An 18,899-nucleotide genomic window follows, 5' to 3' on the forward strand; every position below is an offset into this window, starting at 1 on the left:
ACCACCGCGGGGCCCACCCGCGCCGCGCGGGGGGGGTGCGCCATCTTTGGGGCCCCCGCCCGGGCGGGTTGCGCCCCCCCCCCCTCCACGTCCGCGACGTCGAACGCCTCACGCGGCGCGTCACACACGGGGCAGCGCCCTTCCGTTGTGAATATGGGAGGCACGGCGTCCTCGACCACGAAGGTGATCGTCTCGTGCCTGCCGTCCTGCCGCTCCACCGCGATGAAGGAGTGGCCGGAGTGATGGACGAGGCGGGTGGTGGCGCGCGGGGTGCCCGCCCTGATCATGAACTCGCCGGGGACCATGGTGACGTCCAGGCCGCCGCCCGGAACAGGATGGCCTCCTCGGGCAGCAGCGCCGAGTGCGTGGCACCGAGCGGATTCAGCAGGCGTTCCCGCATCGCCCGCTCCCACGTGGTGCCGCGCACCCGTGCGACCAGGGCGCCGAGCACGCAGTATCCGGCGTTGCAGTAGGAGAAGAGGACTCCGGGGTCGTGCACGTGGCCCGCGCCGCGCAGAAAGTCCACATACCTGTCCAGGCAGTCGTCGCCACGCCCGGTGTCCTCGAACAGGTCGCCGTCGAAGCCGCCGGTGTGGGTGAGCAGGTGCCTGACCGTGATGACCTTCTCCGAGCCGTCGGCGACGGCGAACTCCGGCAGGTAGTCGCGGACCGGCCGGTCCAGCTCGACCAGCCCCTCGTCGACGAGCTGCATCACGAGGGCGGCGGTCCAGACCTTGGTGGTGGAACCGACCTGGAAGACGCTGTCGGCCGTGGTCCGCACGCCGGTGTTCCTGTTCACCACGCCGGTGGTGACCTCGACGAGCTCGCCGCCCGCCCAGACCGCGAGCGCCGCACCGGGCACGCCGTGCCGCCGTGCCGCCTCGTCGAAACGCTCTCGCAGGTTCTCAGGCATGCCGGCTCCTCAAGCGACCTTGGGGGTGGCACGCACACCCAGGTGGATGTACCGCGAGCCGTCGGGGAGTTCGTAGAACACCGCCGACAGCCACTGCGGCTCTCCTTCCGGGCGGCCGACGAAGGTGACGTCGTCCACCGGCACCAGGTCGAACTCCATGGGCGGCCGCAGCCCGGCGAGGGCTCCGGTGGCCTCGCCGTACAGCGAGAGCCCACCGTCACGGACCGTCAGCGTCATCCGGCTGCCCGCCCGCTCGTACACGCCGGCATACCGCTCGACGTCGGTCTCGAACGGCACGGCCGGCGGTCCCAGCACGGGCGGTACGGCCAGGCCGAGCAGCTCGTCGAAGAGCTCGGTGGCCAGGGCATGCTGGAACGCCGCGGTGTGGCCGCCGTTGGCCAGCACGCACACCACCGTCTCGGTGTCGGGGACCACCCAGAGCATGGCCGCCTGGCCGATGGTGTTGCCGCCGTGGGAGATGATCCGGCGCCCCTGCCACTCGTCCAGGATCCAGCCCAGGCCCCACTGCTTCCCGAGGGTGTGCGGGTTGGGGATGTCCACCTGCGGCTCCCACATCGCCCGCGGGTCGGCGAGCAGCCCGGTGCCCAGGTGCGCGCGGGCGAAGGCCACGACGTCGGCGGGACGTGCGCAGATCAACCCCGCCGGGCCGCAGGAGCGCATCAGGCCCCATGCGGGGGCGGGAACCCCGTCGAGGTGACCCATGGCGCCGCGGAAACGCAGCACGTCCTCCGGCAGGGTCCAGGTGTGGGTCAGGCCGAGCGGCTCGACGATCTGCTCGCGCAGCGCGGCGTCCCACCCCTTGCCGGTGAGGCGCTCGACGACGCGCCCGGCGATGATGAAACCCGAGTTGCAGTACGACTGGGTGGCGCCGAGAGGGTGGTTCTGCGCGAGGTCCGCGCAGGCCTCGACGTACTTCTCGATGCAGTCGTCACCACGGCCGGTGTCGAGGAACAGGTCCCCGTCGATGCCGGAGGTGTGCGAGAGCAGGTGCCTGATGGTGACGCTCTTGGTCACCTCGGGGTCGGCGACCCGGAACTCCGGCAGGACCTCGGCGACCGGGGTGTCGAGCGTCAGCTCGCCCCGCTCGACGAGGAGCATGATCTGGGTGGCGGTCCAGACCTTGGTGACCGAGCCGATCTGGAAGAGCGAGTCGGTGGTCGCCTCCACCCCGGTCTCCACGTTGAGCACGCCCGCGGCGAACTCGTGCACCTCCCCCTCGTGCAGGAAGGCCAGGCCCGCGCCGGGAACCTGGTACTCGGTGATCAGCTCGGCGAGACGGGCGTGCCAGCGACCGGGATCCACTGCTCCAGCCATTCGACGATCCTTTCGTTGTAGTCCACCCGATGGGACGGACGGCCGTTGAGGATGAAAAGGTGAGAGCCACCCGGGTAGCGAACCAGCCGTACCGGCACGTTCCGCTCGCGCAGCGCGGCGAACCACTGCTCGGCCTGGCCGACGGGGCACCGGTCGTCGTTCTCGCCGTGCAGGATCAGGGTGGGCGTGGTCACCTGGGCCACGTGGCTCATCGGGGACTGGGCCGCGATGTCGCCGCGGCACTCGTACGTCTTCAGGAGGTGTCCCGCGTCGGAGGTGCCGGCCATGCTGACCAGGTCGCTGACGCACCCGCCCGGGATGGCGGCCTTGAACCGGCCGGTCTGGGTGGGCAGCCGGCAGGAGATGTAGCCGCCGTAGCTGTAGCCGGTCACCGCGAGCCGGTCGGGGTCGGCGACGCCTTCGGCGACCGGTTGGTCGATCGGGCTCAGGAAGTCACCGGTGTCGGCGAGGCCCCAGGCGCCGAGCGCGGCGGTGTAGAACGCCTCGCCGTACCCGTCGCCGCCCCGGGGGTTGAGGGTGAGCACGGTCCAGCCCCGCGCGGCGAGCACCTGGTGGTAGAGGTGCACGCCGTCGAAGACCGGCGCCCAGGTGTTGTGGGGGCCGCCGTGCGCGTCCAGCAGGAGCGGTCCGGGCTCGGTGAGCGTCTCATCCCGCAGCACGAAACCCTCGACCGGTGTCCCGTCTGCGGCGGTGACCACGTAGGCCACGCTGCTCCCGCCGGGACGCAGCCGGGGGTCCGCCGGTATCGCGATGCGATACCGGCCGCTGAGGGAGAGGCGAGGCATGTCCGAACGTTAAGCCCACCCAGGCGACGCTTCTTCGGCCTCCACGACGAACCGGCCCCGATCCGTTGTGTCGTTCTCCAATCGCCTCGCGGGAGCGCCTGTTCACGGCCGTCGAAGCGCGCGTCCACCGGGGTCCGGAAACGGTTGTGCCGCCGAGCCGTGGCGGCCCGGCGGCACATCCGTCGCGAAACCCTACTCGCCGGTCTTCTCAGCGAGGGTCACCGTGACGGTCTGGGACTGCCCGTCCCTGACGTAGGCGACGGTCACCTGCTGGCCGGGCTTGAAGCCGCGGACGGCTCCGACCACGGTGGCCGCCTCGTCCACGGGCGTGTCGTTGATCTTGGTGATCAGGTCGCCCTGCCTGATGCCCGCCTTGGCCGCGGGGCTGCCCTCGGTGACCTGGCCGACCAGGGCGCCGCCCGCGTCCCCGGTGGCGTCGGTCACGCTCACCCCCAGGAGGGCGTGGGAGACCTTGCCGCTCTTGATCAGCTGCTCGGCGACGTGGCCGGCGGTGTTGATGGGGATGGCGAAGCCGACACCGATGCTGCCCTCCCCGCCGTTGGTGGCGATGGCGGTGTTGATACCCACCACCTGACCGGCGGCGTTGACCAGCGCGCCGCCCGAGTTGCCGGGGTTGATCGCCGCGTCGGTCTGGATGGCGCCCCCGATGGTGGTGGGGCTCTGGCCGCTCCCCTGCGGCCTGCCCCAGCCGGGCGGAAGCTGCTGCTGTCCCTGGTCTCCGCCGACGGTGAGCGTGCGGTTCAGCGCGCTGACGATCCCGGCGGTGACCGAGCCTGACAGGCCGAGCGGGCTGCCGATGGCGAGCACGGAGTCACCCACCTTGAGCCGGTCGCTGTCGCCGATCGAGGCCTTGGTGAGGCCGGAGACGCCCTCCGCCTTGATGACCGCGAGGTCGGTGGCCGGGTCGGTGCCGATGACCTTCGCGGTGGCGGTCTTGCCGTCGCTGAACTTGACGGTCACCCGGCTGTCCGGGCCCGCCTGGCCGCCGGCCGACACCACGTGGTTGTTGGTCAGGATCAGGCCGTCGGCCGACAGCACCACCCCGGACCCCTCGCCCCCGCCCGCGGCGGTCCTGATCTCGATGGACACCACGGAGGGCTGGACCAGCTGGGCGATGTCGGCGACCGTCGTCACGTTGCCGACCGGGCTGACGAGCGGGCTGGATGACGAGACCACGGTGGCGGAACCGTTGAGGCTCGTCGCGGCGAAGGCCCCTGCCACCCCGCCCCCGACGGCCATGGCCGCCAGCGCGAGACCGGCGCCGATCTTCTGCCCGGCGGTGAGCCTGCCGCGCTGCGTGGGGACCGTCACCGGTCCTCCGGCCTTCTCGGGGGCCTCGGCGGCGAGTTGCTCCGGCACCGGGTGGATCAGCGTCGGCTGCGGCCCGGTCTCCTCGCCGGCACGATAGGCGCCGGCGCGTGGCGGCACCTTGCCGAACTGGGTCCAGCCGTCGTTCCCGGGGGTCGCCTCGGTCGGTGTGTCCTGCTGCTCGTTCCTGTTCGGGTCCATGTCTTCCCCCACGTCCAACATCCCCCCGGCTCGACGGGGTGGAAGCCGGTGCTCACCGGTTGACATAAACGATGCCCGACGGCGTATAAGCGCAGGTTAAGAGGTTGATCCTAGTGATCGGGATCTTCTGACAACGGCTTTATCAGCCATGCTCAGCCCCTGGATGGCAGCTCGAAAATCTTTCTCGGCCACTCTTTCGGGGCTTGGACGGTCGAGGGGGACGATGATCATCTGTCACCCACCGGGGACCGGGCCGCCCGAGAAGTGGCCGCACACGATCTGCGCGCGGCGAGGCACGCGCACCCTCCACCGGCGTCGCCTCGCCGTATCCGTGCGGGCGACGCCGCGAGGAGGGGTGCGGGGGCGGGTCAGACCGAGTACTTGCAGATCAACGCCTGGCTGCCACCCTGAGCGTGGCCAATGTAGGCGTAGGTGGGGTGGAAGTAGGCGCACGCGGCGGAAGGGCTCCCGCTGCCCACGTAGGTGGTCTGAGTGCCGTTCCAGCGGTAGCAGCCCAGGCTGCCGTTGTAGAAGCCGACAATGGACGAGGGGTTGACGTTAGCCGCGCAGTACTCACCGAGCGAGAGCGGGCTGTACACGATTTCGAGAACGTCCGCGGAACGGGCGGCCTGCGCGGGGGCGGTGGAGACGGCAAGTGCGCCGAGGCAGGCGAGCGCGACGGTGGCGAGCGCGACGACACGACGAGGCATGAAGGACCTCCGGGATCCAGGAAGGCGTGCGACACGGAGAGAGGGGGGCTGAGCGTGACGGGGTGCAGCGCCGAGCGAGGTGGAGTTCTGCGCGATAGGGATACGCTGCGTCGATCACAGTATTAAATAGGAAACCTTCCTATGCAATAGGCGGTAATACGCCTTTCAGCGAGCCTTCTCGTGGTGCGGCGACCGGCCGGAGAGGGGCATGGCGACGATGTCGTCGTCGCGGCCGGGCGGGTCAGGAGCCGGCGGGCCAGTACTCGTCGCACAGGAGGCGCTTGTAGAGCTTCCCGGTGGGGTGCCTGGGCAGTTCCTCGCGGAAGTCGACGGACCTGGGACACTTGTAGGGCGCCAGCCGGGAACGGCAGTACTCGATCAGCTCGGCCTCCAGCTCCGGGCCCGCCAGGTCCATGGAGGCCGGCTGGACGACCGCCTTGACCTGCTCGCCCATCTCCTCGTCCGGAACGCCGAAGACCGCCACGTCCGCCACCTTGGGATGGACGGACAGGACGTTCTCGGCCTCCTGCGGATAGATGTTGACCCCGCCAGAAATGATCATGTACGAGCGGCGGTCGGTGAGGTAGAGGAAACCTTCCTCGTCGAGGTAGCCGATGTCGCCGAGAGTGGTCCAGCCCCGTCCCAGCGGGTCGCGGGACGCCTCCGTCTTGGCCTCGTCGCCGTGGTAGACGAACTGGGGGCCGTCCGAGAAGTAGACGGTGCCGTGCTCGCGCGGCGGCAGCTCGTTGCCCTCCTCGTCGCAGATGTGGGTGACGCCGAGCAGCGGGCGGCCGACCGTTCCCTTGTGTGCGAGCCAGTCCTGCGAGCCGACGTACAGGAAACCGTTGCCCTCGGTCCCCGCGTAGTACTCGTGGATGATCGGCCCCCACCAGTCGATCATCCGTTCCTTGACCGGGACGGGGCAGGGGGCGGCGGCGTGGATCGCGCAGGCCAGCGACGACAGGTCGTAGCGCGCGCGGGTCTGCTCGGGCAGCTTGAGCATCTTGATGAACATGGTCGGCACCCACTGCGAATGGGTGACGGAGTACTTCTCGATGAGCGCGAGCGCCTGCTCCGGGTCGAACCTCTCCATGACCACGATCGTGGCGCCCATCCGCTGGAAGCTCAGGCAGTAGCGCAGCGGGGCGGCGTGGTAGAGCGGAGCCGGGGAGAGGTAGACGCTGTCGGCCGAGGGGGCGAACAGGAACTGGATGAGCTGCAGCAGCGGCCCCGGCTGATCCAGCGGCGCCTTGGAGAGCATGGGCTTGACCCCCTTGGGCCGCCCGGTGGTGCCTGAGGAGTAGAGCATGTCCACCCCCTGACACTCGTCCTCGACGGGCGTGGCGGGGTGGGCCGCGACGGCCTTCTCGTAGGACTCGAAGCCAGGGGCGACACCGTCCAGCATGAGCCTGAGCCCGACCTGGGGCGTGAGATCGGTGATGGAGACCGCCACGTCCGCGAGGGCCGCCGAGGAGATGAAGACCCGGGCCCCGCAGTTGTCGACGATGTAGGCGAGCTCGTCGGTCTTCAGGCGCGAGCTGATGGCCGTGTAGTACAGGCCCGAGCGGTGCGCGGCCCAGGCGACCACCAGGAAGAGCGGATGGTTCTCCAGCATGAAGGCGATGTGATCACCCGGCCGCAGGCCGGCCGCGCGGAATAGCCGGGCCAGGCGGTTGGACTCCTCGTCCAGCTCGCGGTAGGTGACGACCCGCCCGGAGCCCGCCATGATCACAGCGGGCTTGTCCGGCGAAACTGCTGCGATGGCTCCCGGGTGCATGGAGCAGAACATTACTCGGCTTCAGGTTTGCTGAGAAGTACTCGAAAACGGCAGGGCCGCGACCTCGCGGACGAGGTCGCGGCCCGGTGAACGACGGTCTTTCGTGGCCGTGGAAGCACTCCCGCTCCCCCGGCCACCCCGGCTCACCCCGGCGTGGCCGCGCGATGGCAGAAGGTCATCGGCGCGGCCGGTCAGTCGCGCGCGAGACGGCGGGCGACGGTGTCGCCCAGGCTCTGCACGAGCTGCACGACGGCGACCAGCACGACAACGGTGACGATCATGAGGGTGGTCTCGAAGCGCTGGTAGCCGTAGCGGATGGCCAGGTCTCCGAGCCCGCCCCCGCCGATCGCCCCGGCCATCGCCGAGTACGAGATCAGCGCGACCACGGTCACCGTGAGCCCCGCGATCAGGCCGGGCATCGCCTCGGGCAGCAGCACCTTGCCGACGATGGTCGCCCGGCCGGCTCCCATGGCCTGGGCCGCCTGCACCTTGTCCCTGCCGACCTCGCGCAGCGCGGTCTCCACCAGCCGGGCGAAGAACGGCGCCGCGCCGAGCGTCAGTGGGACCACCGCGGCGATGGTGCCGATGGTGGTGCCGACGATCAGCCTGGTGAACGGGATCACCGCGATCATCAGGATGATGAAGGGCAGCGAGCGGCCCAGGTTGACGACCAGCCCCAGCACCCGGTTGAGCACCGCGGAGGGGAACAGCCCGCCCCTGTCGGTGGCGACCAGCGCCACCCCGAGCGGGAGCCCGAGCAGCACCGTGAACAGTGTCGACCACAGCACCATCTCGACGGTCTGGCCCGTCGACTCCAGCAGCATCGGGAACATCTCGTCCCAGGTCATCGGGCCTCCTCGACCAGCAGGCCGCGTTCGGCCAGGTAGCTGAGCGCGGCGGCGCGCTCGTCACCGGTGACGAGCAGGCGCAGCCGCCCCGTCGAGACGCCCGCCACCTCCTCCAGGGCCCCGCCGAGAATGTTGACGTCCACATCGAACTTGCGGACCACCTGCGACACCACCGGCTCACCGGCCTGGCCGGTGAAGGTGATCGTGACATTGCCCGGCTCCGGCTCCGGGAGGGGGAACAGCTCCGCGGCGAGCCGGGAGCCGGGCCTGGAGATCAGCTCGGGGATGGTCCCGGACTCCTCGACCAGGCCGTCGCGCATGACCGCGACCGAGTCGCAGATCGACTTGACCACGTGCATCTCGTGGGTGATCAGCAGGATGGTCAGGCCGAGTTCGCGGTTGAGGCTCTTGAGCAGGGCCAGGATCGACTGCGTGGTGCCGGGGTCGAGCGCCGAGGTGGCCTCGTCCGACAGCAGGACCGGAGGGCTGCCGGCCAGCGCGCGGGCGATGCCGACCCGCTGCTTCTGCCCTCCCGACAGCTGCGCGGGGTACGCCCCGGCCTTGTCGGCCAGCCCGACCAGCTCCAGCAACTCGGCGGTCCGCCTGGCGCGCTCTGCCTTGGCCACCCCCATGACCTCAAGCGGGAAGGCGACGTTGCCCGCGACGGTGCGGGAGGAGAGCAGCGCGAAATGCTGGTGGATCATCCCGATCCGCTGTCTCGCCTTGCGCAGGTCCCGCTCGGCCAGGCCGGTCAGCTCCTGACCCGCCACCGAGACGGTGCCGGAGGTGGGACGCTCCAGGAGGTTCACGCAGCGCAGCAGGGTGCTCTTGCCGGCGCCGCTCTGCCCGAGCACGCCGTATATCTCACCCTCGCGGACGTGGAGGTCCACGCCGTCGACGGCGACCACCTCGCGCCCCCGATCCTGATAGACCTTTCGCAGGTCCGACACGTCAATCACAGCTGTTCCTCAAAACGAAACGGGTCTCGGCAGGACTACGGGTGGGACGCCGACGGGCCTCCGGAGGCGGGGGCGGATGGCCCAGATGGCGCGGGAGGAGATGACCTGCCGAAAAGATCATGGTCTCGGGCCTTACCGACCACTTTCACGCCCGACCCAACGCCACCCCCATTTACCATCATTCCCGACATGTTATGTTAAAACGACCGTCCCTACGAGCGCCCGCGCCCGGCAAGGCCTCCGCGGGCCGCCGGGCGGTGACCATCGAGTTTCCGGTCGAGTCCAGCGTGCTGCCGAATCCGGTGAACGTGCGCCGACATCGCGCTAGTCGTGCCGGTACGGATCCCGCAGCGGGACGATCCTCCGCTCGAAGTCGTCCTTGATCGCCCGCATCCTCGTCCCCGGCGCGTAGAAGCGCCCTTTGGTCTCCCCGTACGGGGCAAGCCAGCCCTTGGCCGCCAGGTCGCGCAGGTCCCTGGCCGCCTGCCCCTGGCTGAGTGACTCGTCCGCCTGGTATCTGCTCCGGCGCAGCCGCCGGTTGACGAACACCTCGTAGAGCGCCGAGACGGTGCGGGTGTTGAGCCCGTCGGCGTCGACCTGCTCCTCCAGGAGCATCCACACCTCCCCCGCCTCGGAAAGCCTGCGCCGGACCTGCTGGGCCTGGAGGTGGTGGGCGCGCAGGCAGAAGCGCACCCAGTGCAGCGTGTCCCCGTGCGGGTTCCAGGTTCGTCTTCCGCCCGCGGCCAATGTCCGGTAGTAGTCGACGGTGTTCTCCGCGGTTCCCAGCCACTCCTCGATGGAGGAGAACTCCGGGGTGGTGATCCGCTCCCTGCCGAGCACCAGCGTCTGGATCGCCCGCGACATGCGGCCGTTCCCGTCCCGCCAGGGATGGATGCTCACCAGGTTGAAGTGGGCCATCGCCGCCCGCACGTAGCTCGGCGCCTTCAGGTCGCCCTCGTTGAGCCAGGCGACCAGCTCGGCCAGCAGCTCCGGCACCTGCTCGGCGTCCGGGCCCTCGTAGACGACCTCTCCGGTGGTGGAGTTGCGGACGTAGATGCCACCGGGCCGCACCGTGCCCGGGGTCTTGCCATGATGATGACCGATCATCATGAAATTGAGCGCGTGGAGCAGGCCCGCGTCGAACGCGAACACCGGAGCGCGGGAGAGCATCTGGATGTAGGTGAGCGCCTGCTGGTAGCCGGAGATCTCCCTGGCGACCGCCCTGGAGGTCTCCAGGGGCTCCTCACCGGCCATGATCGACTCGATGTCCTCGACGCTGGCCCGGTAGCCCTCGATCGAGTTGGAACCCTGGATGGCCCGCGCCTGGAGCTGGCGCCGGAGCTGGCCGTCCCAGCGATGGGTCTCCGCGAGGCGGTATTTCAGGTCGCGGCGCATCTCCTCGATCTCGCCGAGGACCGCTTCGTCGACGGCCTCCAGGGAAGGCGTTCCGTACAGCATGGACCCCATGTCACCATGACCGAATCATTCAGTCAATCAACTTTACGATTCGTCCATTTATATCCGGAGGGCCTGTTCCATCCCGTGACACGTGGATTACCGGAGCTTGGCCGATCCGGCATCCACCGGGCAGCCGGACGGCCCACCCCCTCGGGTGAGAGGGCGGGCCGTCGTGGGGGGCGCCGCTCAGGCGGCGGCGTGTTCGGCCACCTTGGCCGGGGTGAGCGCGATGTCCAGGACCTCGCGCACGTCGCTCACCGCGTGGACGGTGAGCTCGTCGCGGACGGCCTGCGGGACGTCGTCCAGGTCGGGCTCGTTGCGCGCCGGGATCAGCACCGTCGTGATGCCCGCCCGGTGGGCGGCCAGCAGCTTCTGCTTGACCCCGCCGATCGGGAGCACCCTGCCGGTGAGGGAGACCTCGCCGGTCATGGCCACGTCGGCGCGGACCTGACGGCCCGACAGCAGCGAGGCCAGGGCCGTGATCAAGGTGACGCCCGCGGACGGGCCGTCCTTGGGAACGGCCCCGGCCGGGAAGTGGACGTGCACCGAGCGGTCCTTGAGGGAACCGACGGGCAGCTCCAGCTCCGCACCCCGCGAGCGCAGGTAGGAGAGCGCGATCCTGGCCGACTCCTTCATCACGTCGCCGAGCTGGCCGGTCAGGGTCAGGCCGGTGTCGCCGGTCTCGGGGTCGGCCAGGGACGCCTCCACGTAGAGCACGTCACCGCCCGCCCCGGTGACCGCCAGGCCGGTCGCCACGCCGGGCACCGCCGTGCGCTGGCTGGACTCGGGAAGCGAGGACTCCGGCACGTTGCGCGGGCGGCCCAGATAGGGGACCAGGTCCCCCACCGTCACGGGCAGCTCGCCCTCGCCGAGCGCGACGTTGGCCGTCACCTTGCGCAGGATCCTGGCGATCGAGCGCTCCAGGGACCGGACCCCGGCCTCCCTTGTGTACTCACTCGCGAGCCTGCGCAGCGCGTCCTCGTCGACCGTGACGTCCTCGGCGGTGAGGCCGGCCTTGTCGAGCTGGCGCGGGAGCAGGTGGTCCCGGGCGATGGCGACCTTCTCGTCCTCGGTGTAGCCGTCGAGCGTCACGATCTCCATGCGGTCCAGCAGCGGGCCGGGGATGGCCTCCAGCACGTTGGCGGTCGCCAGGAAGAGCACGTCGCTGAGGTCGAGCTCCACCTCCAGGTAGTGGTCGCGGAAGGTGTGGTTCTGCGCGGGGTCGAGCACCTCGAGCAGCGCCGCCGTCGGGTCGCCCCGGTAGTCGGAGCCGACCTTGTCGACCTCGTCGAGCAGCACGACCGGGTTCATCGAGCCGGCCTCGCGGATGGCCCTGACGATCCGGCCCGACTGGGCGCCGACGTAGGTGCGCCGGTGACCGCGGATCTCGGCCTCGTCCCGGACACCGCCGAGGGCGACGCGGACGAACTTGCGGCCCATCGCGCGGGCGACGGACTCGCCGAGGGAGGTCTTGCCGACCCCGGGAGGGCCGGCCAGCGCGAGCACGGCGCCGCTGCGACGGCCGCCGACCACGCCGAGCCCCTTCTCCGCCCTGCGCCCGCGGACGGCGAGGTATTCGATGATGCGGTCCTTGACGTCGTCGAGACCGGTGTGGTCGGCGTCGAGGACGGCGCGGGCCGCGGCGATGTCGTACGAGTCCTCGGTCCGCTCGTTCCACGGGATGTCGAGGACGGTGTCGAGCCAGGTGCGGATCCAGCCGGTCTCGGGAGACTGGTCGGAGGTCCGCTCCAGCTTGTCGACCTCCTTGAGCGCGGCCTGGCGCACCTTTTCCGGCAGGTCGGCGGCCTCGACGCGGGAGCGGTAGTCCTCCTCCTCGGAGGCGGAGGTGTCGCCGTTCAGCTCGGCGAGCTCCTTGCGGACCGCCGCGAGCTGCTGGCGGAGCAGGAACTCGCGCTGCTGCTTCTCCATGCCCTCCTGGACGTCCTTGCGGATCGTCTCGGCCACGTCGATCTCGGCCAGGTGCTCGCGCGACCACTCGACCAGCTTCTCCAACCGGTCCGCCGGGTCGGCGGTCTCCAGGATCTCCGCCTTGCGCGAGGTGCTCAGCCAGGGAGCGTAGCCGGAGTTGTCGGCCAGGACCGAGGGATCGTCCATCTGGTTGACCGCGTCGACGACCTGCCAGGCGCCCCGCTTCTGCAGGATCGTGGTGGCCAGCGCCTTGTACGCCTTCGCCAGCTCGTGGGCGCGCTCGTCCGCCGCGACCACGGGAATGCGGGTGGCCTGCACCCACAGGGCCGCGCCCGGACCGGTCGTGCCGGTGCCCACCCGGACCCGGTCGACGCCGCGCAGCACGGCGGCGGGCTCGCCGCCGGGCAGCCTGCCCACCTGCTCGACGATCGCCCGCACGCCCACCGAGCCGTATCTTCCGTCGATCCGGGGAACGAGCAGGACTTCGGGCTTGTTGTCAGCGAGAGCCTGCGCCGCGTCGATCGCGGCCCGGACCTCGGTCTCCGACAGGTCAAGCGGGACCACCATGCCCGGCAGCACGACCTCGTCGTCGAGCGGCAGGACCGGGAGGATCAAGCTCTCACTCATGTGAACTCCAAGGGTTGAGTTGTACTCACTCAATTAATGGGAGCCCGAGAATGTTCCCGAGGTTGAGCGTGTTCGCTGTGAGCGATCGTAATCGTGTAATCGGAGTCATCGGCCGCCCTCTCCACGGTGGGGCTCGTCAAGCGGCGCACCCCCGCGTGCGACATCAAGACGCTCTGGCCCCGGCGTATCACCCGGTGTGGGGGGATACGCCGGGGCCAGAGCCCGGTCTCACCCGCCGCGTGCCCGCCCCCATGACGGACAACCGGTGTGAGCGCTCTCCCCTAGATCTCGCGCCAGGCCTGGCAGACGCCCTCCACGAGCACCCCGACAGCTGATCCCGCCGTCACCGGGGCCGCGTGGCCGGGTACTCGCGCGATGATCTGGGTGCCGTCGGCGAGCCGGAGCGTGACGATCGCGTCGTGGCCGTGAAAGTCGTAACCGGTCACGGTCGCGGTCACCGCCGGGCTGGTCGACGCCGTGGTGAGGCGGATCTGTTCGGGGCGCACCATGGCGGTGAGGCTCCCACTCCCCGCCGGTATCCCACCCACCGGGATGTGACCGAGTGCCGTGGACAGCACGGTGCCAGCCGCGCCTGGGCCGATATCGGTTCCGGCGGGCAGGAACACCGCGTCACCCACGAACGCCGCCACCCATGGGTCCACCGGTTCCCGGTAGACGTCGACCGCCGGTCCGCTCTGGATGACCAGGCCGTCGCGCATCACCGCGACCTGATCGGCGCTGGAGAGGGCCTCGCCCTGGTCGTGGGTGACGAGGATGGCGGTCGCCCCGTCGGCCCGTAGCGCGGCGCGCACGTCGCGCCGCAGGTCGGCGCGGAGTCCGGCGTCCAGCGCGCTGAACGGCTCGTCGAGCAGGATGAGGGAGGGACGCGGTGCCAGCGCCCTGGCGACCGCCACGCGCTGCTGCTGCCCGCCGGACAGGTGATGCGGCATCCGCTCGCCCTGTCCGGACAGGCCCACCAGGGTGAGCACTTCCTCGACGCGGTCCGAACGCCGTTCCTCCCGGTTCAGGCCGTACCCGACGTTGTCGCCCACCGACAGGTGCGGGAAGAGCGCGCCCTCCTGCGGGACGGTGACGACATGCCGGCGTTCCGGGGAGGTGTGCGTCCCCGGACCCGCGACGATCCGCCCGTCAATGGCGATCTCACCGGCATCGAGCCGTTCGAAACCCGCCACACAGCGCAGCAGGGTCGTCTTGCCGCACCCCGAAGGGCCGAGTACGGCGGTCAGGGTGCCGCTCGGCACGGTGAGGTCGACTCCGGCGAGCGCGGTCATCGCGCCGTACCTCTTGGCGATGCCACTCAGTTCCAGCCGGCTCATCTGGTGGACTCCCTGGTGAGGATGCCGGTGCGCGAGGTGAGCAGCCACGCGGGCACCGATGACAGCAGCACGAGCAACGCCGCGTAGGGGGCGGCGGCGGCGTAGGCCGCCACGGTGGTGTGCGTCCACAGTTCGGTGGCGAGGGTGTCGACACCCGTCGGGCGCAACAGGAGCGTAGCGGGCAGTTCCTTCATGCAGGCCAGGAAGGCCAGCGCGGCGCCGGCGCCGATCCCGGGCAGGGTGAGGGGCAGGGTCACCGTGCGCAGCACGGCCGGCGGTCTTCGGCCCAGTGATCGGGCGACGTCCTCCAGGACGGGTGGTGCCTGGGCCGCCGCCGCGGTGACCGCGGCCACCGCCAGCGGAAGGAACAGGGCGGCGTAGCCGAGCGCGAGCAGCCAGGTCGTCTGGTAGATCGGATAGGCGAGGCTGATTCCGAAGGAGACCAGGGAGAGGCCGATGACCAGCCCCGGCAGGGCGTGGCTGAGGTAGCCGAGACGATCGAGCAGTGTGGTCAGCGGGCTTGGCGCCTTGGCGGTGAGCACGCCCAGCGGCAGCGCGAGCAGCACGGTGAGCGCGGTGCCCGCGAAGGAGAGCCAGAGCGAGTTGCCCGCGGCGGCGGCCACCTCGGGCCAGGCCCCCGGCCGCGAGACACCCTCGATCATCCGGTGGCCGAGGCTCACCACGGTGACACCGAGGGAGAGTCCGGCGAGAGCGAGCAGCACGAAGGTGGCGGGCCACCGCGTCCGGGCGAGGCGGAACCGGGCCGGGGCCCGGCGGGCGGCGCCCAGATGAGCGTAGCGGGCACCGCGCTGGCGGCTCGCCGTCTCACCCGCGAGTATGAGCATCGTCAGGAGGACCAGCACGCTTGACAGCACCAGCGCCCCGGTCCGGTCGAAGCCCAGGTCGAAGGCGACGAAGATGGCCCGGGTGAAGGTGTCGGCCCGTACGATCGACACCGCACCGAAATCCGACAGAACGTACAGTGCCACCAGCAGCGCGCCGCCCGCGACCGCGGGACGGACCTGCCGCAGTGTCACGCCGGTGAAGGTGCGCCAGGCGTTTCTGCCCAGCGACCGAGACACCTCCTCCTGGGCCGGGTCGGCGCCCTTGAGCGCCGCGGCGACGGGTAGGAAGACGTAGGGATAGGAGCACAGCGTCAGCACCAGCGCCGCCGCCCAGAAGCCCTCGAACCCGTCCACGGTCGATCTCCACGCGAATGCCGCGATATAGGTCGGCACCGCGAGCGGCAGGGCCGCCAGGACCGCGAACGCGCGCCTGGCGGGCAGATCTGTCCGTACGACCAGGAAGGCCGAGCCGACCCCCAGCACGAGGCAACCGGCGCTCACCACCACCGCCAGGCCGAGGGTACGGAGCGCGAGTAGCGCGACTCGCGGGGTGAACACCTCCTCGGCGATACGCTCCCAGCCCGCTTCGGCCGTCCGCACGCCGAGATAGAGCACCGGGATGAGGGCCACCGCGACGGCCAGTACCGACAGGGCAAGCAGTAGCGGCCTGCGAGGACGTCCGGCCACCGGCAGGACACGCCCGAACGACCATGGGGTGGGTCCGTCGTGGCGGACCCGCTTGGCGAGATGCGGTCGCATGGTCAGAAGACGAGTCCTGATTCCCTGATCAACGCGATCGTGGCCCCAGGCCGACCGAGATCGTTGAACCCCACCGCGGGAACCTGAAGCGCGCCGGCCTCCCGGGCGAGGAACGCGTCCGCCGGAGACCGACCCCCAGCTGCGGCGGCGGAACCGCTCCCGGAATCGTCTCCGCAGGCGGCGGGCCCGAACAGCAGGGCACCCGCTACCGGTGCGAGCACGGCTTTGGGGGGTTCAGCGGGCATGGCGGTGTTTTCCTTCTGTCGATCGAGAGGAGTCCGATCACGGCTTCGACAACGCTGTAAAAGTTAGCCGAGCCTAACCTAAGGGTAGATTGGCGGCGAAGGCGCCCCCCTCGGAAGCCACCGCACCATCCGGCGCGCCCGGCTCCCCGCGGCACGCCCCACCCGCTCACGCCGAGAACCTCGTCCCCGCACGCCCCACCCGAAACTCGACGCGGAGGATGGCCGGTTTAATGACGAGGTGTCGTCATCGGCTTGACGGGAGGGTGCGATTTTTGTGACACTGCGTCATGAAAAGTTTCCTCGCCGCGGAGTGATCATGAGTGAGCCGCCGTTCTCCGAAGTCCTCAGGAACGCCACCTGGGGCGACCACGAATCCGCCGAGGACGAGAGCTACCTCAAGGCCCTGATGGCGGGCAGCCTCACCCCCGAGGCGTACGGCGAGATGGTCGCCCAGCACTACTTCGCCTACGTGGCCCTGGACGGCGCCGCACGGTCGCTCGCCGAGGACCCCGTCGCGGCACCGTTCGTCTTTCCCGAGCTCTACCGGGAGGAGGCCCTGGTCCGCGACCTGGAGACGATCTACGGGTCCGGCTGGCGGTCCAGGATCGAGCCCTCCAAGCCGACCCTGACCCTGGTCGCCCGCATCAACCAGGTCGCCACCTGGCCGGCCGGCTACATCGCCCACCACTACACCCGCTACATGGGCGACCTGTCCGGCGGGCAGTTCATCCGGATGGAGCTGCAGAAGATCTACGGCTACCAGCCGGGCGGCGGCATCGACTTCTACCTGTTCGACGGGATCGGCAGCCTGCCCCGTTTCAAGAACGAGTACCGGGCCCGGCTGGACGCACTACCCCTGGACGAGGCCGAGAAGCAGCGGCTGATCCGCGAGACCAAGCTCGCCTACCTGCTCAACACCGAGGTCCTGGGCGAGCTCGGCCGGGTGGCCCGGTCCGAGGTCGCCGCCTGAACCCGGTCGTCCCACAGCATGAGTGAACGCTCCGGCACGGATCTCCGTGCCGGAGCGTTCAGCCGTCCGGCGCCGATCCCCGGTCCCGGCAAAGCCCCCCAAGGCATACGGCACTCAGAAGGCGTACGGCCCGAAACGGCCCCAGGCCACGAAGGCGGCCAGCAGCAGGAGCACCAGGTTCATCGGAAGTGCCGAATACTCCTTGCGCCGGGCGTGCACGACGATGGCGCCGATCATCGTGATCACCAGGCCGGCGGCGGCGAGCGGGGTCAGCACGGGCAGGATGCCGGTGAGAGCGGGCAGGATCAGCCCGATCCCGGCCAGCACCTCAAGGATGCCGATGGCCTTGACCTGTCCGCCGGAGAAATCCTCCACCCATCCCCCCAAGTTGGCGATCAGCTTCTCGCGCGGCTGGGTGGACTTGGTGAGACCCGCGATGAGGAACATCGCGGCGAGCAGGCCCTGCCCGATCCAGAGGACAACGTTCATCAGGCACTCCGAAAAATAAGTGAAGGCACACCTTCGTTTGCCGCCACCGTAGCACAACCGCAGGGAACCCTTCACTTTGTAGAATCGGCTCATGGAAGCGTGCAAACGGCGGAGGTTGCGCAGGGACGCCGAGATCAACCGGGAACGGATCATGACAGCGGCGCGCGTCGCGTTCCGCGAGCGCGGGCTCGACGTGCCCCTGGAGGAGATCGCCCGCCGGGCCGAGGTGAACATCGCCACGCTCTACCGGCGCTTCCCCGACCGCGAGGCGCTCATCGAGGCGATCCTGGCCGACCACATGGCCGATTTCGTCGAGGCCGCCGAGGCGGCGGAGCTCGCCGACGACCCCTGGGAGGCGTTCGCCGGGCTGGTCGAACACGTCTGCGGGATGCAGGCCGCCGACCAGGGGGTGACCGAGGCCCTCACCACCTGTTTCCCCACCGCGGCGCTGGAGGCGCCGAGAGCACGGGCGATGGCGGCGGTCGACCGGGTGATCGAGCGGGCCCGCCGCGCGGGGACGCTGCGCGCCGACTTCACCGGTCAGGACCTTATGCTGATCATGATGGCCAACGCCGGGGTGCTCGGCTCCACCCGCTGCACCGCCCCTCAGGCGTGGCGGCGACTGATCGGCCTGATCCTCGACGCCTGCCGCGCCGACCGCGTCGGCCCTCCGCTCCCCCCGGCCCCCAGCACCAAGGACCTGCAGGCCGCCATGAGTTCGGCGCGCCCCCAGCGCTGACCTCGCGGCCGGACCCCAAACGACCTGACAGCCGGCGACGGCACTGTGCGACCATGGGGCCATGCCCCGGATTTCGGCCGCGACCATCGGCGAGCACCGCGCCCAGACACAGGACCGCATCCTGCAGGCGGTCTCGCGTCTCTCCCGGGAGCAGGGCATCGACGCCATCTCCATGACCGAGGTGGCGAACGAGGCCGAGATCACCCGCACCGTGCTGTACAACTACTTCCCCGACAAGGCCGCGCTGCTGCTGGCCTTCACCGAGCGGGTGACGCACTACTTCATCGACAGCTACGAGCGGGAGCTGCCCGAACGGGCCTTGCCCGCCGAGCGGCTACGGGTCTTCGTCAGGCTCCAGCTCGACGGGCTGCTCGCCCACCCCCATCCCGGCCCCGCCGACCTGTCCGCGGCGCTGGGCCCCGACGCCTACCAGCGCCTGGCCGACCATGTCGAGCCGATGCAGCGCATCCTGACCGGCATCATCGACAGCGGCGTGGCCTCGGGGGGCGTTCCCCCCCCCCCCGGGGGAGTAGGCGCCCCCCGACAACCCACCGCCAACCGCGCCCCGCGGGGGACCCCGCTGATCGGCGCGGGGGCGCCCGCGGGGGCGGCGGCGGTTGTGT

The 18,899-nt window shown here is 70.3% G+C and carries 17 protein-coding genes and 1 pseudogene; 3 read left to right on the forward strand and 15 right to left on the reverse strand.

Going from position 1 to position 18,899, the window contains the following annotated elements:
* The 14 genes and pseudogenes from ABT130_RS42535 to ABT130_RS42600 all read right to left on the reverse strand — a co-directional run.
* Nucleotides 1-305 (reverse strand): annotated as a pseudogene (locus tag ABT130_RS42535) (hypothetical protein); the annotation flags it as partial.
* Nucleotides 284-913, reverse strand: coding sequence for a serine hydrolase domain-containing protein (locus ABT130_RS42540; RefSeq protein ID WP_350965491.1), 630 nt, complete (start codon nucleotides 911-913; stop codon nucleotides 284-286). The pseudogene ABT130_RS42535 and the gene ABT130_RS42540, both read right to left, overlap by 22 nt.
* A gap of 9 nt (nucleotides 914-922) precedes the next feature.
* Nucleotides 923-2,248 (reverse strand): serine hydrolase domain-containing protein, encoded by a 1,326-nt coding sequence (locus ABT130_RS42545; protein ID WP_350965493.1) that lies wholly within the window; start codon nucleotides 2,246-2,248, stop codon nucleotides 923-925.
* Entirely contained in the window at nucleotides 2,197-3,054 is an 858-nt protein-coding gene (locus ABT130_RS42550) for an alpha/beta hydrolase family protein (protein WP_350965495.1), read from the reverse strand. The genes ABT130_RS42545 and ABT130_RS42550 overlap by 52 nt, the downstream gene beginning before the upstream one ends.
* A gap of 192 nt (nucleotides 3,055-3,246) precedes the next feature.
* Entirely contained in the window at nucleotides 3,247-4,596 is a 1,350-nt protein-coding gene (locus ABT130_RS42555; RefSeq protein ID WP_350965497.1) for a S1C family serine protease, read from the reverse strand.
* A gap of 356 nt (nucleotides 4,597-4,952) precedes the next feature.
* Entirely contained in the window at nucleotides 4,953-5,294 is a 342-nt protein-coding gene (locus ABT130_RS42560; RefSeq protein WP_350965499.1) for a hypothetical protein, read from the reverse strand.
* 241 nt (nucleotides 5,295-5,535) lie between these two features.
* Nucleotides 5,536-7,071, reverse strand: a complete 1,536-nt coding sequence (locus tag ABT130_RS42565) for an acyl-CoA synthetase (RefSeq protein WP_350965501.1) — start codon at nucleotides 7,069-7,071, stop codon at nucleotides 5,536-5,538.
* Between the two features lie 191 nt (nucleotides 7,072-7,262).
* Nucleotides 7,263-7,919 (reverse strand): methionine ABC transporter permease, encoded by a 657-nt coding sequence (locus ABT130_RS42570; RefSeq protein ID WP_343966585.1) that lies wholly within the window; start codon nucleotides 7,917-7,919, stop codon nucleotides 7,263-7,265.
* A complete protein-coding gene (locus tag ABT130_RS42575) occupies nucleotides 7,916-8,878 on the reverse strand; it encodes a methionine ABC transporter ATP-binding protein (protein WP_350919507.1) in 963 nt (320 codons plus the stop codon). The genes ABT130_RS42570 and ABT130_RS42575 overlap by 4 nt, the downstream gene beginning before the upstream one ends.
* A 324-nt stretch (nucleotides 8,879-9,202) precedes the next feature.
* On the reverse strand, nucleotides 9,203-10,345 hold the full coding sequence (locus tag ABT130_RS42580) for a Fic family protein (protein ID WP_350965503.1): 1,143 nt from the start codon (nucleotides 10,343-10,345) through the stop codon (nucleotides 9,203-9,205).
* A gap of 177 nt (nucleotides 10,346-10,522) precedes the next feature.
* On the reverse strand, nucleotides 10,523-12,892 hold the full coding sequence (gene lon, locus ABT130_RS42585) for an endopeptidase La (RefSeq protein WP_350919512.1): 2,370 nt from the start codon (nucleotides 12,890-12,892) through the stop codon (nucleotides 10,523-10,525).
* 281 nt (nucleotides 12,893-13,173) lie between these two features.
* Nucleotides 13,174-14,229: an ABC transporter ATP-binding protein gene (locus ABT130_RS42590; protein ID WP_350965505.1), complete on the reverse strand. Its 1,056-nt coding sequence runs from the start codon at nucleotides 14,227-14,229 to the stop codon at nucleotides 13,174-13,176.
* Nucleotides 14,226-15,833: an ABC transporter permease gene (locus ABT130_RS42595; protein ID WP_350965507.1), complete on the reverse strand. Its 1,608-nt coding sequence runs from the start codon at nucleotides 15,831-15,833 to the stop codon at nucleotides 14,226-14,228. Before ABT130_RS42595 ends, ABT130_RS42590 begins: the two co-directional genes overlap by 4 nt.
* A 2-nt stretch (nucleotides 15,834-15,835) precedes the next feature.
* A complete protein-coding gene (locus ABT130_RS42600) occupies nucleotides 15,836-16,078 on the reverse strand; it encodes a hypothetical protein (RefSeq protein WP_350965509.1) in 243 nt (80 codons plus the stop codon).
* Between the two features lie 316 nt (nucleotides 16,079-16,394).
* On the opposite strand from ABT130_RS42600, the gene ABT130_RS42605 reads away from it, so the two are divergent.
* Nucleotides 16,395-17,048 carry a biliverdin-producing heme oxygenase gene (locus ABT130_RS42605; protein ID WP_350919524.1) on the forward strand — a complete coding sequence of 218 codons (654 nt, stop codon included), beginning with the start codon at nucleotides 16,395-16,397 and terminating at the stop codon, nucleotides 17,046-17,048.
* 114 nt (nucleotides 17,049-17,162) lie between these two features.
* Here ABT130_RS42605 and ABT130_RS42610 read toward each other — a convergent pair whose 3' ends face one another.
* Nucleotides 17,163-17,537, reverse strand: a complete 375-nt coding sequence (locus ABT130_RS42610; protein ID WP_350919527.1) for a DoxX family protein — start codon at nucleotides 17,535-17,537, stop codon at nucleotides 17,163-17,165.
* 91 nt (nucleotides 17,538-17,628) lie between these two features.
* Here ABT130_RS42610 and ABT130_RS42615 point away from each other — a divergent pair, with 91 nt between their 5' ends.
* Nucleotides 17,629-18,276 (forward strand): TetR/AcrR family transcriptional regulator, encoded by a 648-nt coding sequence (locus ABT130_RS42615; protein ID WP_350919530.1) that lies wholly within the window; start codon nucleotides 17,629-17,631, stop codon nucleotides 18,274-18,276.
* Nucleotides 18,277-18,337: 61 nt separating this feature from the next.
* A partial coding sequence (locus tag ABT130_RS42620; RefSeq protein ID WP_350965511.1) for a TetR/AcrR family transcriptional regulator occupies nucleotides 18,338-18,899 on the forward strand: 562 nt, incomplete at its 3' end.

Origin of the sequence: Streptosporangium sp. NPDC001681, assembly GCF_040298085.1 — a bacterium.
GTDB lineage: Bacteria > Actinomycetota > Actinomycetes > Streptosporangiales > Streptosporangiaceae > Streptosporangium.

Excerpts from the sequence above, each read along its gene's own strand:
- ABT130_RS42600 (WP_350965509.1), bottom strand. The coding sequence starts at position 16,078 with ATGCCCGCTGAACCCCCCAAAGCCGTGCTCGCACCGGTAGCGGGTGCC.
- ABT130_RS42570 (WP_343966585.1), bottom strand. The coding sequence starts at position 7,919 with ATGACCTGGGACGAGATGTTCCCGATGCTGCTGGAGTCGACGGGCCAG.
- ABT130_RS42545 (WP_350965493.1), bottom strand. The coding sequence starts at position 2,248 with ATGGCTGGAGCAGTGGATCCCGGTCGCTGGCACGCCCGTCTCGCCGAG.
- ABT130_RS42605 (WP_350919524.1), top strand. The coding sequence starts at position 16,395 with ATGAGTGAGCCGCCGTTCTCCGAAGTCCTCAGGAACGCCACCTGGGGC.
- ABT130_RS42560 (WP_350965499.1), bottom strand. The coding sequence starts at position 5,294 with ATGCCTCGTCGTGTCGTCGCGCTCGCCACCGTCGCGCTCGCCTGCCTC.
- lon (WP_350919512.1), bottom strand. The coding sequence starts at position 12,892 with ATGAGTGAGAGCTTGATCCTCCCGGTCCTGCCGCTCGACGACGAGGTC.
- ABT130_RS42590 (WP_350965505.1), bottom strand. The coding sequence starts at position 14,229 with ATGAGCCGGCTGGAACTGAGTGGCATCGCCAAGAGGTACGGCGCGATG.
- ABT130_RS42610 (WP_350919527.1), bottom strand. The coding sequence starts at position 17,537 with ATGAACGTTGTCCTCTGGATCGGGCAGGGCCTGCTCGCCGCGATGTTC.
- ABT130_RS42580 (WP_350965503.1), bottom strand. The coding sequence starts at position 10,345 with ATGGGGTCCATGCTGTACGGAACGCCTTCCCTGGAGGCCGTCGACGAA.
- ABT130_RS42615 (WP_350919530.1), top strand. The coding sequence starts at position 17,629 with ATGGAAGCGTGCAAACGGCGGAGGTTGCGCAGGGACGCCGAGATCAAC.
- ABT130_RS42565 (WP_350965501.1), bottom strand. The coding sequence starts at position 7,071 with ATGCACCCGGGAGCCATCGCAGCAGTTTCGCCGGACAAGCCCGCTGTG.
- ABT130_RS42595 (WP_350965507.1), bottom strand. The coding sequence starts at position 15,833 with ATGCGACCGCATCTCGCCAAGCGGGTCCGCCACGACGGACCCACCCCA.
- ABT130_RS42540 (WP_350965491.1), bottom strand. The coding sequence starts at position 913 with ATGCCTGAGAACCTGCGAGAGCGTTTCGACGAGGCGGCACGGCGGCAC.
- ABT130_RS42550 (WP_350965495.1), bottom strand. The coding sequence starts at position 3,054 with ATGCCTCGCCTCTCCCTCAGCGGCCGGTATCGCATCGCGATACCGGCG.